The organism is Arthrobacter sp. DMZ02-1R, assembly GCF_057747935.1.
The window spans coordinates 1959455-1973117 of the sequence record NZ_CM173230.1; the positions used below are offsets into that span (position 1 = coordinate 1959455).

General features: G+C 63.4%; 17 protein-coding genes. All 17 read left to right on the forward strand.

The genetic code is table 11. The features are described 5' to 3' along the window. Window positions 1-41: 41 nt before the first annotated feature. Window positions 42-1151 carry an amidohydrolase family protein gene (locus tag AC3ANQ_RS09595; protein ID WP_488304862.1) on the forward strand — a complete coding sequence of 370 codons (1110 nt, stop codon included), beginning with the start codon at window positions 42-44 and terminating at the stop codon, window positions 1149-1151. A gap of 78 nt (window positions 1152-1229) precedes the next feature. Continuing rightward, a complete protein-coding gene (locus tag AC3ANQ_RS09600) occupies window positions 1230-2102 on the forward strand; it encodes a VOC family protein (protein WP_488304863.1) in 873 nt (290 codons plus the stop codon). Between the two features lie 117 nt (window positions 2103-2219). After that, window positions 2220-2663, forward strand: coding sequence for a hypothetical protein (locus tag AC3ANQ_RS09605; RefSeq protein ID WP_488304864.1), 444 nt, complete (start codon window positions 2220-2222; stop codon window positions 2661-2663). 195 nt (window positions 2664-2858) lie between these two features. After that, window positions 2859-3281 carry a 30S ribosomal protein S16 gene (rpsP, locus tag AC3ANQ_RS09610; RefSeq protein WP_184737373.1) on the forward strand — a complete coding sequence of 141 codons (423 nt, stop codon included), beginning with the start codon at window positions 2859-2861 and terminating at the stop codon, window positions 3279-3281. Between the two features lies 1 nt (window position 3282). Beyond that, window positions 3283-3525 (forward strand): RNA-binding protein, encoded by a 243-nt coding sequence (locus tag AC3ANQ_RS09615; RefSeq protein WP_028267532.1) that lies wholly within the window; start codon window positions 3283-3285, stop codon window positions 3523-3525. 129 nt (window positions 3526-3654) lie between these two features. Next, a complete protein-coding gene (gene rimM / locus AC3ANQ_RS09620; protein WP_488304865.1) occupies window positions 3655-4215 on the forward strand; it encodes a ribosome maturation factor RimM in 561 nt (186 codons plus the stop codon). After that, the gene (trmD, locus tag AC3ANQ_RS09625) at window positions 4216-5067 is read left to right on the forward strand and encodes a tRNA (guanosine(37)-N1)-methyltransferase TrmD (protein ID WP_488304866.1); all 852 of its coding nucleotides are present in this window, start codon (window positions 4216-4218) and stop codon (window positions 5065-5067) included. Window positions 5068-5356: 289 nt separating this feature from the next. After that, window positions 5357-5716: a 50S ribosomal protein L19 gene (gene rplS, locus AC3ANQ_RS09630; RefSeq protein WP_234752061.1), complete on the forward strand. Its 360-nt coding sequence runs from the start codon at window positions 5357-5359 to the stop codon at window positions 5714-5716. A 77-nt stretch (window positions 5717-5793) separates the two neighbouring features. Then, on the forward strand, window positions 5794-6471 hold the full coding sequence (lepB, locus tag AC3ANQ_RS09635; RefSeq protein WP_488304867.1) for a signal peptidase I: 678 nt from the start codon (window positions 5794-5796) through the stop codon (window positions 6469-6471). After that, window positions 6472-7407, forward strand: coding sequence for a signal peptidase I (gene lepB / locus AC3ANQ_RS09640; RefSeq protein ID WP_488304868.1), 936 nt, complete (start codon window positions 6472-6474; stop codon window positions 7405-7407). Further along, a complete protein-coding gene (gene rnhB / locus AC3ANQ_RS09645) occupies window positions 7404-8102 on the forward strand; it encodes a ribonuclease HII (protein ID WP_488304869.1) in 699 nt (232 codons plus the stop codon). The genes lepB (AC3ANQ_RS09640) and rnhB overlap by 4 nt, the downstream gene beginning before the upstream one ends. 78 nt (window positions 8103-8180) lie before the next feature. Then, on the forward strand, window positions 8181-8525 hold the full coding sequence (locus AC3ANQ_RS09650) for a DUF2469 domain-containing protein (protein WP_059387678.1): 345 nt from the start codon (window positions 8181-8183) through the stop codon (window positions 8523-8525). Between the two features lie 129 nt (window positions 8526-8654). After that, entirely contained in the window at window positions 8655-9011 is a 357-nt protein-coding gene (locus AC3ANQ_RS09655) for a YraN family protein (protein ID WP_488304870.1), read from the forward strand. Continuing rightward, window positions 9012-10553 (forward strand): YifB family Mg chelatase-like AAA ATPase, encoded by a 1542-nt coding sequence (locus AC3ANQ_RS09660; RefSeq protein WP_488304871.1) that lies wholly within the window; start codon window positions 9012-9014, stop codon window positions 10551-10553. It begins immediately after the preceding gene. A gap of 137 nt (window positions 10554-10690) precedes the next feature. Beyond that, window positions 10691-11833, forward strand: a complete 1143-nt coding sequence (gene dprA / locus AC3ANQ_RS09665; protein WP_488305292.1) for a DNA-processing protein DprA — start codon at window positions 10691-10693, stop codon at window positions 11831-11833. 90 nt (window positions 11834-11923) lie between these two features. Next, window positions 11924-12889 carry a tyrosine recombinase XerC gene (locus AC3ANQ_RS09670; protein WP_488304872.1) on the forward strand — a complete coding sequence of 322 codons (966 nt, stop codon included), beginning with the start codon at window positions 11924-11926 and terminating at the stop codon, window positions 12887-12889. Between the two features lie 270 nt (window positions 12890-13159). Next, the gene (locus AC3ANQ_RS09675) at window positions 13160-13663 is read left to right on the forward strand and encodes a DUF3145 domain-containing protein (RefSeq protein ID WP_265980849.1); all 504 of its coding nucleotides are present in this window, start codon (window positions 13160-13162) and stop codon (window positions 13661-13663) included.

Below are 13663 nucleotides of genomic sequence, written 5' to 3' on the forward strand. Positions count from 1 at the left end.
TGACCGAGCAGGCGATCGCCGCCGGAGCTTAAGGTGGAGGCATGCCAGAAATCATCGAGTTCAGCGGCACCATCCTCACGGGGCCGAAGGATGAACGGCGCGGGCTCTGGTCCGTCGACGGCCGGCTGACCTTTGTCCGACCCCCTGCCAAGCCGGACGCCGTCTTGGACGGATGGGTGCTGCCCGGCCTGGTGGACGCCCACTGCCATATCGGTTTGGGCAGTATCGGTGAGGGCAAGGGCGGGGCGGTGGACGAGGAGACCGCGCGCCTTCAGGCAACGGCTGACCGGAACGCCGGAACGCTTTTGATCCGCGACGCCGGCTCCGCAAGCGATACACGCTGGCTTCAGAACCAGCCGGATATGCCGAGGATCATCCGCGCGGGCCGGCACATCGCCAGGCAGCGGCGGTATATCCGTGGGCTGGCCGAGGAAGTTGAGCCCGAGGATCTGGTGGAAGCGGTGCGCAAGCAGGCCCGGTCCGGCGACGGGTGGGTCAAGATCGTAGGAGATTGGATCGACCGGTCCACCGGGGACTTGGGTCCGTCCTTTCCGGCCGCCACCGTCAAGGACGCTGTCGCAGCCGCACACGACGAGGGAGCCCGCGTGACGGCTCACTGCTTCGCCGAAGAAACCATTGACGACATGCTCGACGCCGGCATCGACTGCATCGAGCACGCCACCGGCTTGTTGCCGCACCACATTCCACGCCTGCTTGATCAGGGAGTGCCGATCGTCCCGACGCTCATCAACATTGCCACCTTCCCGGACATCGCCAGGCAGGCGGAATCGAAGTTCCCGCGCTACGCCGCCCACATGACCAGGCTCTGGGAGCGCCGGCATGAGCGGATCCGCGAGGCGTTCGACGCCGGGGTGCGGGTGTATGCCGGGACCGACGCCGGCAGCGTCATCAAGCATGGCCGCATCGGAGAGGAAATCCTGGAGCTTCACCAGGCCGGATTGCCGGCGTGGGCTGCGCTCGATGCTGCCTGCTGGTCCGCCCGGGAATGGCTCGGCGTGGATGGCGTCAGCGAAGGCGCCAGTGCCGACGTCGTGCTGTACGAGAAGGATCCCCGGGCCTTCCTGGACCTCGTTCTGGAACCGACCGCCATCGTACTCAGGGGGCAAATTTCAGGAAGCGGCAAGCATTAGGAATAAATTGAAGCTTCAAGTAATTTAGATAGATAGAGGTTGCCGAAGGGCGGCGCCACAAAAAGCCGGGAGTTTCACATGACCATCACATCCAGCCAGGATCTCCTTCCTGCCGAACTCACCATGGGTACGGTGATGCTCAAGGTGGGGGACATGAAGCTCATGAGCGACTACTACCAGCGGGCCCTCGGGCTGGACGTCGTCGCCGAACAGGACGGCGGACTCTACTTCGGCAGGCTCGGCAAGCCGCTGGTGCACTTGGCCCCGGCCTCCGGACTCCAGATCCCGGGCCGCCGAGAAGCTGGACTCTTCCACACAGCTTTGCTCTTCGAGGACCAGTCCTCGCTCGCCGCCACCGTTGCCTCCGCCGCGCAGTACGAGCCCCACGCATTCGTCGGCAGTGCCGACCACCTGGTAAGTGAGGCCTTCTACTTCACCGATCCCGAGGGCAACGGCATCGAGCTCTACTATGACAAGCCCCGCGAAGGCTGGGAATGGAATGGCAGTTCGGTTGTCATGGACAGCCTGCCCCTCCCGCCGCAGCGCTACCTCCAGCAGTACCTTAGCGAAGCAGCGGTGATCGGCCAGCACGAGGCGGGCGCCGGCGTCGGGCACGTCCACCTCCAAGTAGGCGACGTGCAGACCGCCCACGATTTCTACGTTGATACCTTGGGCTTCGAGAAGACCGCCGGTTGGCACGGGCAAGCGTTGTTCGTCTCCGCAGGCGGCTACCACCACCACATGGCGATGAATGTCTGGAACAGCCGTGGCGCGGGCCCCCGTAAGGACACGCTGGGTCTGGGCGAGGTTGTGATCGAAGTGCCGTCAGGGGACGACGTCGGCGCGCTCGCCGACCGCCTCAAGGTTGCCGGTATTGCGTCCCACCACACCGGGCTGGAGTTGCGCTTCGAGGACCCGTGGCGGAACCGGCTGCGCGTCGCCGTCCGCTAGCGTCCAACTGCTCCCCAACCTCGCTCCGCTCTGCCGTTAGACTTGGGCTCGACGGCGTGGCGCATCTTTTCGGCCACGCCGCAGCTCCGTCGGCACGAATGAATGAGGGTAGTTTCCATGGGCTTTGCTGAAATCTTTGTTGCCACCCACGATGAAGCACTCAAGAGGGCCGCTGCCCTGGAGAAGGGCAGCGACGTTTCCGGGGCCGCGGTACGGATCCCGGGAATCAGCGATTTCGAAGTCGAACAGCTGGGCGACCTGGCCGGCACTGCCGTGCACGCCGCCGGCGCTGACTACGAGTTGGCCCTGGTGGATGTGACCAGTGACGCGCTGCTCGGTGTTCCCGAAGCCATGGTGCGTGCGTTGTCCGAACTTCTCAGCTACGAGACTGAGGGTGAAGGCAGCGTCCTGGACGACGTCGCCGAGCGCTGGGCAGCCCAAGAGGATATGCCCTTCGATGCCCAGCAGTCCCGCCTTTATGTCCAGCAGTTGGCGGCACTTGCCAGCGACGTCGAAAATGCCGAGCGCGCTGGCCTTTACGTCTGGTCAGCCGAGCATTAATTCCGCAGGAAACCCGCCACACGGGCACGTAGTTCGAAATACCGTCGGCCATCTGGCACAATGGACAGGTACTCGATCCGCGCGGCCCCTCTCTCCGTGTGTGCATCTTGTCCTTCGAACCCTCAAGTATGGCCCGCCCCACGGGTGCAGAACGACGGGCTCAACCCCGTTTCAGAAACAGGAGTGACCACAAAAGTGGCCGTAAAGATTCGCCTTAAGCGCTTCGGTAAGATGCGCGCACCGTACTACCGCATCGTCGTCATGGACTCCCGCTCCAAGCGCGATGGCCGTGCGATCGAAGAGATCGGCAAGTACCACCCCACCGAAGAGCCCTCGTACATCGAGGTCGCCTCCGAGCGTGCACAGTACTGGCTGTCCGTCGGCGCCCAGCCGACCGAGCAGGTTGCTGCGATCCTCAAGATCACCGGTGACTGGCAGAAGTTCAAGGGTCTCCCGGGCCAGGAAGGTACGCTGAAGACCAAGGTCGCCAAGCCTGCTTTCGTTGCTCCGGAGAAGGGTTCCGTCATCATCCCGGAAGCCATCACCAAGAAGGCCAAGCAGTCGGAAGCAACTGAAGCTCCCGCTGACGCTGAAGCAGAGACCACCGAGGCTGAGTAAATTGCTGGCAGAAGCGCTCGAGCACCTGGTCCGTGGGATCGTTGACAGCCCTGAGGATGTCAAGGTCAGTGCCAAGAACAACCGCCGCGGGGAATCCCTCGAGGTACGTGTTCACCAGGACGACCTCGGACGGGTAATCGGACGCCAGGGCCGCACCGCACGCGCTTTGCGCACGGTGATTGCGGCATTGGCAGGCGGCGAGCAGGTCAGGGTCGACGTCGTCGACACCGACCGTCGCCGGTAACGCGCCCAGCAATACTTGTCTTAGATCCGGCCCCTTCACCAGATTATGGTGGAGGGGCCGGATTGTTTTACGACCAAACTCCAGCATTGGTCCCGAGTCCGGTCCCAGCGAAGAAATCAGAGGAATCCCATGCAGCTCCAGGTTGCCCGAATCGGCAAGCCCCACGGAATCCGTGGCGAAGTCACCGTCCAGGTGCTCACTGACGCGCCCGGCGATCGTTTTGTCCCCGGGACCGAATTCGTGGTGGAGCCCGCAAAAGCCGGTCCTTTGACCATCAGCAGCGCCCGGTGGAACAAAGACATCCTCCTGCTCGGATTCGAGGGGATCTCCACCCGCAACCAGGCCGAGGAAATCCGCGGCGCGAAGCTCTTCATCGAGACGGAAGAACTGGACGAGGACGACGACGAGGGCTGGTACGAACACGAACTCGTCGGCCTTGAAGTCCGTGTCGGCTCCCAGACCGTGGGCAAGGTGACCGCACTCAACACCATGCCCGTCCAGGACCTGCTGGTGATTGAAGACGCGGATGGCAAGGAAATCCTGGTGCCCTTCGTCGAAGAGATCGTCCCCGAGGTCAACGTCGAGGACGGCTACGTGCTGCTCACGCCTCCGCCGGGCCTCTTCGAGCTGAACACGGACTCATCCGCCGACGACGATGCCGAGGACACCGAAGACAAGGACGATGCCTAGATGCGCATCGACGTCGTCAGCATCTTTCCGGAGTACCTGGCGCCCCTTGAACTTTCCCTCATAGGCAAGGCTCGCCAGGATGGCCTCCTGGAACTGAATGTCCATGACCTACGGACCTTCACCACGGACAAGCACCGCACCGTGGACGACACTCCTTACGGTGGCGGGGCAGGAATGGTCATGAAGCCCGAGCCTTGGGCCCAGGCCTTGGAGTCCATTGCCGTTGCGCGGCTTGCTGCAGGCGAAAGTGCGGCGGCTGAAGGGGATCCTTCGCAGGACGAGTCCGCGAAGAAGCCGGTCCTGATTGTCCCGTCGCCGGCGGGGGAGCGCTTCGACCAATCCATTGCTTATGAGCTCGCCGAGGAAGAACAGCTCGTTTTCGCTTGCGGCCGCTATGAAGGCATCGACGAACGCGTCATGGAGTGGGCAGCCGAACACTTCAGGGTCCGTCCGGTCAGCCTGGGCGATTATGTCCTCAACGGCGGCGAGGTCGCAGTCCTGGCCATGGTCGAGGCGATCGGGCGGTTGCTTCCAGGCGTCGTCGGGAACCCCGAATCCCTGGTGGAGGAATCTCATTCGGACGGCCTGTTGGAGTACCCGGTCTATACGAAGCCCTCATCATGGCGCGATCGTGACGTGCCTGCCGTCCTCTTGAGCGGCAATCACGGCAAGATCGCCCAGTGGCGTCGCCACGAGCAGTTCCGCCGCACGGCGGAACGCCGCCCGGATCTGCTGGCAGGGTTCGACGCCGGCCGCCTGACCCGCGCGGACCGCACCGCTTTCGGGGAACTGGGGTACGACGTCGTCAACGGCCAGTTGCGGCACCGCCCTGAGGACGACGGCCCGGCCTGAGCCTGCCGCCGTCGGGCAGTGCTCGCCGCGACTGGACCGGGAAAACCGGACCGCATCCGCGGGATTGGCCGGAACTCCCGGGGTATGGCAGAATTAACCCTTGTGTCTACTGGGTTCGCGCCTGCCACAGGGGGAGCGTAGCCAACAGCCTGACAACCCGGAACCACCAATCAGTGGTGGTGCTGGACTTTGAAAATCTTCGGCGGTAATTTCCGGACGGCCACGCGCCCCGGGCTTGCCCGCCGTGACCCAAAGTGGATGACCTGTGGCGTTCACCAGGAGTGGATTAATGCATATCCTCGATAACGTAGATGCAGCTTCGCTGCGTAACGATGTTCCCGAGTTCCGCGCGGGTGACACCATCAAGGTTCACGTGAACATCATCGAAGGCAAGAACTCCCGTGTCCAGGTTTTCCAGGGCTTCGTCCTGGGCCGCCAGGGTGACGGTGTTCGCGAAACCTTCACCGTCCGCAAGGTCTCCTTCGGCGTCGGCGTAGAGCGTACCTTCCCGGTGCACTCCCCGATCATCGACAAGATCGAGGTCGTCACCAAGGGTGACGTCCGCCGCGCCAAGCTCTACTACATGCGTGCACTGCGCGGTAAGGCTGCGAAGATCAAGGAAAAGCGCGACTTCGCCACCGGCAAGTAGGTCTTCGACCAAAAGTGGGTCCTGGATTCGTGTCCGGCCTGTGCCGGAGAAATCCGCAACGCAACAGGAAACGAATCATGGACCACGCAAAACGCCAGCCCCGGAAACAGGGCTGGCGTTTTGTTTTGCTCGCATTTGTCCTGGCCGTGGCGATCAGCGGGCTAGTCCGATCCTTGTGGATCGACGTCTACTTCATTCCCTCTGAGTCCATGGAGCCGCTCCTAGGCACCGGAGATCGCATCCTTGTGTCGAGGTCCGATTATTCCGCAGATCCCATCCGCCGCGGAGACATCGTGGTCTTCGACGGCAGGGGCACTTTTGCCCCGCTCAACAGCGGCAAAGGCCCATTTGACGACGCGGTGGCCGCCGTGGGCCATTGGCTGGGATTGACGGGAAGTGACACCACTTACGTCAAGCGTGTCATCGGACTTCCCGGAGACCACGTTGTCTGTTGCGGCACCGATGGCAAACTCACAGTCAACGGTCAGCCGCTTGAGGAACGCTATCTGTATCCCGGCGACACGCCGAGCGAGCAGAAATTCGACGTCATCGTCCCCAATGACCGATTGTGGCTCATGGGGGACCACCGTTCACGATCGGCCGATTCGCGTAGTCTTCTGGGCGCACCCGGTGGAGGAATGGTGCCGCTGGAGCGTGTCGTCGGCCGTCCGGTCCGGATCATCTGGCCGCTTGATAGATTTGCAGAACTGCCTCGCCCTGCGCAGGCCGGTACAACCTCGAAGAACGGACAGTAGATGCCGGAGACAACTCCCGGGAAGCCAGAACGGCACGACGACGACGCCCGGCTCCTGGACGGACCGTCCGCTCCAGCCAGGGAGCTTGCAGGGGGCGACGCCGGCCCGGCCTCCTCATGGCCGGCTGTCCAAGCGGCGGCGCTGCCGGATGGACCGGAGTCTCCTCGCCGGGCCGCGCGGCGGGCCGCCGACGAAACCGATGAGTCCGATGCCGTCGCCAAGACCCATGGCAGTCCGTTCCTCAGTTGGCTCAAGGAAATCGGCACCGTAGTGGTCATCGCCGTCGTGTTGTCCTTCCTGATTAAGACATTCCTGTTCCGTGCTTTCTTCATCCCTTCAGAGTCCATGGTCAACACCCTCGACGTTGACGATCGGATTTTCGTCAACCTGCTCGTCCCGAAGCCGTTTGCGCTGGAACGTGGCGACATAGTGGTCTTCAAGGACGCTCAGGGATGGCTGCCGCCCACGCAGAAGACGGCGCCCGGCCCGTTCAAGTGGTTCCAGGATGGCCTGGTCTTTGTCGGCCTGCTCCCGGATGAGACCAATCAGCACCTCGTCAAGCGTGTGATCGGCCTGCCAGGGGACAGGGTCTCGTGCTGTGACAGTTCCGCGAGGGTCAGCGTCAACGGCACGGTTCTCAACGAAAGCTACATCAACCCGGCCCAGGTTCCGATGGCCAAGTCTTTCGATGTGGTGGTCCCGGAGGGGAAAATTTGGGTTATGGGCGATAACCGTAATAACTCGGCAGACTCCCGCGAACACCAAGCTGTCAATGGCGGGTTCATCAACACCGCCGACGTGGAGGGTAAAGCCGCCGTTATTGCGTGGCCCATCAACCGTTGGCAGATCCTCGACAACCACTCCGAGGTCTTCCGCACCGTCCCCGCGCCGTTGCCGCAGAACACGGCCTCGCCCACGGCTCCAGCGAGCAAATGATGGCGCCCGCGGGGACCAAGCCCAAACAGCCCGCCGGCTTTCCGACCCTCGAGGTCGAACGGGGTTTCCTGGCCCAGGGAGTCACGCTCCTGGCCGGCGTGGATGAAGTAGGCCGCGGAGCCCTCGCCGGCCCGGTGTCGGTGGGGATCGCCGTCGTCGACCTCCGGGACCACGGTTTGCTCGCCGATGTCCGCGACAGCAAGCTGCTGAAGCCCGAAGACCGTGAGCGATTGGAACCGCTGGTACGCGAATGGGCGGTTGGCTCCGCAGTGGGCCACGCAAGTTCGGCGGAGATCGATGCGCTGGGAATTGTGGGTGCCCTGCGCCTTGCCGGAACACGGGCATGGTTCGAGATCCTCGCTGCGGGCGTGCGTCCAGACCTGGTCCTGCTGGACGGGAGCCACAACTGGCTCTCTCCGCAAAGCCAAGGTTCGTTGTTCGACGCCGAGCCTTCGGGGCCCGCCTGTGAGGCCCCGGTGCACACGCGGGTGAAAGCGGACATGAGCTGTCTCAGCGTGGCAGCCGCCAGCGTGCTGGCCAAAGTAGCCAGGGACCGCATCATGCTTGATCTCCACGAGGAATATCCGGCCTTCGGTTGGAACGAGAACAAGGGCTACGGCACTTCCTCGCACCGGGAAGCCATCCGTTCCTTGGGGCCCACTCGGTACCATCGGACCAGTTGGAACCTGCTCTAGCGATCGCTTTTCCCTGTGGCGGACGCTGGCCGTGCCAGCGTTGCGGCGTGTGCCCGCTCCATGGTGCAAGATGGAACTATGAGTGCCGAGGATCTTGAGAACTACGAAACCGACATGGAGCTTCAGCTCTACCGCGAATACCGTGATGTCGTCGGGTTGTTCAGCTACGTTGTCGAGACCGAGCGCCGGTTCTATCTGGCAAACCACGTCGACCTGCAAGCCCGCAGTGCCGACGGCGAGGTCTATTTTGACCTGACGCTCCAAGATGCCTGGGTTTGGGACGTCTACCGTTCGGCCCGTTTCGTCAAGAACGTCCGGGTGATCACGTTCAAGGACGTCAACGTCGAAGAATTGCCCCGGAGCGAGGAACTTTCCCTGCCGAAAGACGGCGACCTAGGTGATCTCGGCAACCTTGGCAACTAGGAAGCTGGCCAACTAGGAGAGCTCGACAACTTCTCCTCCACACCATCCCTCTGACGGAGTTTCCCACATAGCCGAACTCCTCCCTGTCTTTGGACTCTCCGCGCCTCCACGCTGGTAACGGAGGTGGTTATGAAAGCCAAAGACCTATTGGGCCAGCACGGTGAAACGCTGGCAGCCGGGTTCCTTGAAACCCAGGGGATGCGCATTGTCGACCGCAATTGGAGATGCCCGGAGGGCGAGATCGACATTGTGGCGCTCGACGGCGACATCTTGGTGATTGCCGAGGTGAAGACCCGGAAGAACTTGGCCTACGGGCATCCTTTCGAAGCCGTTGATGACGCCAAGCTTGCGCGGCTGCACCGCTTGGCCTCGTCTTGGTGCCGGGACCACGAGCTGCGCGCCTTGCGTCGCCGGGTGGACATCGTAGGAGTCATCGACGACGGCGTAGGCGAACCAAAGCTGGAACACCTCAGGGGTGTGGGCTAGATGGGCGTGGGCCGAAGCTACTCCGTAGCGCTGCTGGGCCTGAACGGCTACATCGTGGAGGTCGAGGCAGACATTGGCCAGACCCTCCCGAACTTCGTGATCCTCGGGTTGCCCGATGCGTCCTTGAACGAAGCCAAGGAACGCATTCGCTCCGCCGCCCAGAATTCCGGCATCCCCCTGAGCCGTCGAAAGATCACTGCCAATCTGGTTCCGGCCTCGCTGCCGAAGCGTGGTTCGGGGTTCGACCTCGCGATCACCATGGCAGTATTGCGGGCTGCTGGCGACATCCGTTCCACCGAAGACGCGGTCTTCATCTCGGAGTTGGGACTGGACGGCAGATTGAGGCCGGTTCGCGGCATCCTGCCAGCGGTCATGGCTGCAGTGCAGGCGGGGCACCGTGAGATTGTGGTGGCCCAAGCGAACGTCGCAGAAGCGAAGCTGGTTCCTGGGGCCGCGGTTCGTGGCTACAAGACCTTGGCCCGTCTGGCCTTTGATTTCGGGGCCGATCCCCAGGACCTGGCCCTGGACTACGATCCAGCGGATGGTGAAGCCAGCGGAGACGGCAACCGAGGCGCCGGAGTTGTTCCAGACCTTTGCGATGTCTCTGGGCAAGGCGATGCCCGACGTGCCCTCGAGGTTGCGGCGGCCGGGGCACACCATGTGCTCCTGTGCGGCCCACCGGGTGCCGGTAAGACCATGCTCGCAGAGCGGCTCCCGGGGCTCTTGCCGGATCTCGGCGACCAGGAAGCCATGGAAGTCACCGCCATCCACTCGCTTTCGGCTGTCCACGTTGACTCGGTGCAGCTGTTGCGCCGCCCACCTTTTGAGAACCCCCACCATAGTGCGACGGCCGCAGCCATCATCGGCGGTGGCTCTGGCTTGCCACGGCCTGGAGCGGCATCCCGGGCCCATCGTGGCGTCTTGTTCCTTGACGAGGCGCCCGAGTACGAACGCCGCGTTCTGGACGCCCTGCGGCAACCATTGGAGAGTGGTGAACTTGTCATCCACCGCTCGGCCGGTACCGCGGCTTACCCTGCCCGTTTCCAACTGGTCCTTGCAGCGAATCCTTGCCCGTGCGGAAAAGCCACCGGCAAGGGCGTCGATTGCACCTGCACTCCACTGATGCGGCGGCGCTACTTCGGGCGCATGTCAGGACCGCTATTGGACAGGGTGGACATCCAGCTTCAAGTAGAACGCGTATCCCTCGCAGACTTCGGCCAATCCGGCGCGGAGGAGGACTCAGCTACTGTCGCAGGGAGAGTCCATGCCGCCCGGGCACGGCAACGCGAACGCCTGGCGAGATTCGGGATGGAAACCAACTCGCAAGTTCCCGGGCGTGTGCTGCGCGGCGCACTGCGCCTCCCTTCTTCGACCACAAAGATTCTGGACACCTCCCTGGAGCGTGGAATCCTCACCGCGAGAGGCTACGACCGCGTCCTGCGCTTGGCGTGGACGCTTGCGGATCTAGGCCACAGGGACCGGCCCCACAACGACGATATCGGGCAGGCCCTTGGCTTGCGGCAGGCGGTTGCGGCCGCATGAAAGGACACGCCATGACTGAGAAGCACCCGCAGCCGCATTGCGAAACACCGCCCTCGCACGCCGCTCCGTCCTTGCATGGAACCGGAAGCCCGAACCGGACGAAAGAACGCCTGGCGCGGGCTGCGCTGTCGAGGCTGATGGAGCCACAAGACGCAGCCGGACTTGCGTTGGTGCAAGCCGCGGGAGCCGTCGATGCTCTCAGGATAGCTACCGGGGGGCTCGCGCCTGGTCCCGAGCTTGAGCAGGAAGTGGCTTCCGTGCTTGACGACAACGGGGTTTCCCCAGCGGGGGCCGGATTGGCTCCCGCATTGCGTCGGTGGGCGCCAAGGATCCCGGATCTGGCAGCTGAACGGGATCTAGCCACGATGCAACGCCTTGGTGGCCGCATGATCATCCCCGGCGACCCGATGTGGCCCACCCAGTTGACCGACCTTGGCCTGCATGAACCGTTGTGTTTGTGGTGGCGAGGACACGAATTGGAGTTTCCACCCGTGCAGCGGGTGGTCGCGCTTGTCGGCTCTCGGGACAGCACGAGTTACGGGGCCTCAGTAACGGGTGACTTCGCGTACGGGCTGGGCCAGCGCGGCTATACCGTCGTATCGGGAGGTGCGTACGGAATAGATGCCCATGCCCATCGTGGGGCGCTGACCGGAGGTACTAACGACATGCCGACCATCGCAGTGATGGCGGGGGGTGTGGACAGGTACTACCCGTCCGGGAATGAGGATTTGCTGCGGGCCGTGGCAAATCAAGGTTCAGTCATCGCAGAGGTTCCCCCCGGATCGGCGCCCACCCGTTACAGGTTCCTGCAGCGCAACAGAATTATCGCCGCCTTGGCGGGTGTGACGGTTGTGGTGGAGGCACGCTGGCGTTCGGGCGCGCTGAATACTGCCCATCATGCCGAATCCATAGGCAGGGCCGTCGCCGCGGTTCCGGGATCCATCCATAGTGCCAACTCGGCGGGCTGCCACCGGCTTCTGAGGGACGGCGGGGCTGTTTGCGTCACGGATATCGGCGAGATTGCCGAACTGGCGGGGTCCAGCGGTGAAGCGCTCGCCGAGGACAAGGAAACGGATCCTTCCGACCATGATGGCCTCACGCTCGAGGACCTTATCCTGCTGGATGCCCTACCAGTCCGTTCAACTAGCTCAGTGGAGAAGCTCGCCGTGGTTGCGGGACTCAGCCCGGAGTCGGTGCGGGCAGGGCTTGGACGGCTTGGATTGTTGGGACTGGCAGCATCGGTGCGCGGCGCCTGGAAGAGGTCAGGGAAGCGGGGGTGAGCAAACGGTTGAGGCGGTGCGGGGCTGAGCGGGATTCAGCCGAGCGGGATCCAGCCGACCCGGATCCCGCTCTCGGTCCGGAACGTGGCGATGCCACCCTCACAGCTCCTCGGCTGGCACAGTGGAGAGGTGCAAGAGAAACCGCTCCCCCCAGCACTCGCCGGGCCTGTTCGGGACTTCCGGCGTTACCTGGAGGGCGAACGGGCCAGATCGGCTCACACTGTGAGGGCGTACATCGCGGATGTCGAGAACTTACTGGGCTTTGCCGCCTCGGAGGGCGTGGGGGAGCTCGCGGCTCTGGAACTTGGCACTCTACGTCGCTGGTTGGGTGCACAGAGCGAAGCTGGCAGGTCGAGAGCGACTCTGGCCCGGCATGCCGCCACGGCCCGGGCATTCACCTCTTGGGCTTTGAGGGAGGAACTGATTGCATCGGACCCGGCTCTCCGCCTCCAAGCCCCCAAACGGGATCGCACTCTCCCCGGAGTGCTTCACCAACAGCAAGTCGCCAGGATCTTCGAAAACCTCACCGAGGCGGCCGCGGATGGTTCCCCGATGCCGCTGCGTAACCGTGCCGTTGTCGAACTCCTCTACGCCACGGGAATCCGCGTCGGCGAACTGGCCGGTCTCGACATCGACGATCTCGACCCTGATCGTCGGACCCTTCGCGTGCTCGGCAAAGGCAATAAGGAACGTACCGTCCCTTACGGGGTCCCGGCTGCGCTCGCCGTCGACGACTGGCTCCGTCGCGGCCGTCCGCGGCTAGTTACCGAGCGGAGCGGGCCGGCGCTGTTTCTCAGTTCGAGGGGCAACCGGATCGATCAACGCCAGGCACGCAGCGTGGTAAATGACCTCCTGGCGGCGCTTGGGGATACCGCGGCAACAGGGCCCCACGCCCTGCGCCACACAGCTGCCACCCATTTGCTCGACGGCGGTGCGGATCTGCGCGCGGTTCAGGAGATACTTGGACACAGCAGTCTCGCAACAACCCAGATCTACACGCACGTGTCGGTGGACCGGCTCCGCAAGAGCTATCAACAGGCCCATCCGCGTGCCTGAAAGAACGCCGTCTGGAGAAACCCTGCAGCGGTCTAAAGAGCCCCTGCGGAGGCGAAATCGGTGTATCCGGGAATCGCACTGGCGTAATTCCGGTCCGTACGGCAAAATGAAAGCAATGTCGGGGAACTTTCAACTTGAACTTGAATGTTTTCCGCTGTGGAAAAAATCATAGAAGGCTAGGGAACCGGAACAGCTCGGCACGCGCGCAGCAAACTTTTCATCCAGGCAGAGGTCGTTGGGGAAGACGTACCTACAGCTATGGAGGATGGAATGTCTGTTGCAACAACCCGCGGTGTCTTGTTTGTGCACTCGGCCCCTACCGCGTTGTGCCCTCACGTTGAGTGGGCCATCGGATCGGTCGTTGACAAGCGGACCGACCTAGAGTGGACCCCTCAACCGGCCGCGCCCGGAATGTTCCGCGCCGAGTTGTCATGGGCGGGAGTCCCGGGAACCGGCGCGCAACTGGCGTCGGCCTTGCGTGGATGGGCGCACCTTCGCTACGAAGTCACCGAGGAGCCCAGCCAAGGCGTGGACGGTGCGCGTTGGTCCCACACACCGGAGCTCGGCATTTTCCATGCCGTCACGGATGTACACGGCAACATCATGGTGACCGAGGACCGCATTCGCTACGCCTATGAGTCGGCAGCGGGGGACCCTGCGGCTGTGTATCACGAGCTTTCCTTGGCGCTCGGCGAGGCTTGGGACGAAGAACTCGAGCCTTTCCGCCACGCTGCCGAAGGCGCGCCTGTCCGCTGGCTCCACCAGGTGGGCTAA

What these genes read in the sequence shown, in the direction of transcription:
- AC3ANQ_RS09600 (WP_488304863.1), top strand. Translation starts at nt 1,230, where the DNA reads ATGACCATCACATCCAGCCAGGATCTCCTTCCTGCCGAACTCACCATG.
- lepB (WP_488304867.1), top strand. Translation starts at nt 5,794, where the DNA reads ATGGACCACGCAAAACGCCAGCCCCGGAAACAGGGCTGGCGTTTTGTT.
- rimM (WP_488304865.1), top strand. Translation starts at nt 3,655, where the DNA reads ATGCAGCTCCAGGTTGCCCGAATCGGCAAGCCCCACGGAATCCGTGGC.
- AC3ANQ_RS09675 (WP_265980849.1), top strand. Translation starts at nt 13,160, where the DNA reads ATGTCTGTTGCAACAACCCGCGGTGTCTTGTTTGTGCACTCGGCCCCT.
- rnhB (WP_488304869.1), top strand. Translation starts at nt 7,404, where the DNA reads ATGATGGCGCCCGCGGGGACCAAGCCCAAACAGCCCGCCGGCTTTCCG.
- AC3ANQ_RS09650 (WP_059387678.1), top strand. Translation starts at nt 8,181, where the DNA reads ATGAGTGCCGAGGATCTTGAGAACTACGAAACCGACATGGAGCTTCAG.
- AC3ANQ_RS09655 (WP_488304870.1), top strand. Translation starts at nt 8,655, where the DNA reads ATGAAAGCCAAAGACCTATTGGGCCAGCACGGTGAAACGCTGGCAGCC.
- trmD (WP_488304866.1), top strand. Translation starts at nt 4,216, where the DNA reads ATGCGCATCGACGTCGTCAGCATCTTTCCGGAGTACCTGGCGCCCCTT.
- AC3ANQ_RS09595 (WP_488304862.1), top strand. Translation starts at nt 42, where the DNA reads ATGCCAGAAATCATCGAGTTCAGCGGCACCATCCTCACGGGGCCGAAG.
- dprA (WP_488305292.1), top strand. Translation starts at nt 10,691, where the DNA reads ATGGAGCCACAAGACGCAGCCGGACTTGCGTTGGTGCAAGCCGCGGGA.
- rplS (WP_234752061.1), top strand. Translation starts at nt 5,357, where the DNA reads ATGCATATCCTCGATAACGTAGATGCAGCTTCGCTGCGTAACGATGTT.
- AC3ANQ_RS09605 (WP_488304864.1), top strand. Translation starts at nt 2,220, where the DNA reads ATGGGCTTTGCTGAAATCTTTGTTGCCACCCACGATGAAGCACTCAAG.
- AC3ANQ_RS09670 (WP_488304872.1), top strand. Translation starts at nt 11,924, where the DNA reads ATGCCACCCTCACAGCTCCTCGGCTGGCACAGTGGAGAGGTGCAAGAG.
- AC3ANQ_RS09660 (WP_488304871.1), top strand. Translation starts at nt 9,012, where the DNA reads ATGGGCGTGGGCCGAAGCTACTCCGTAGCGCTGCTGGGCCTGAACGGC.
- lepB (WP_488304868.1), top strand. Translation starts at nt 6,472, where the DNA reads ATGCCGGAGACAACTCCCGGGAAGCCAGAACGGCACGACGACGACGCC.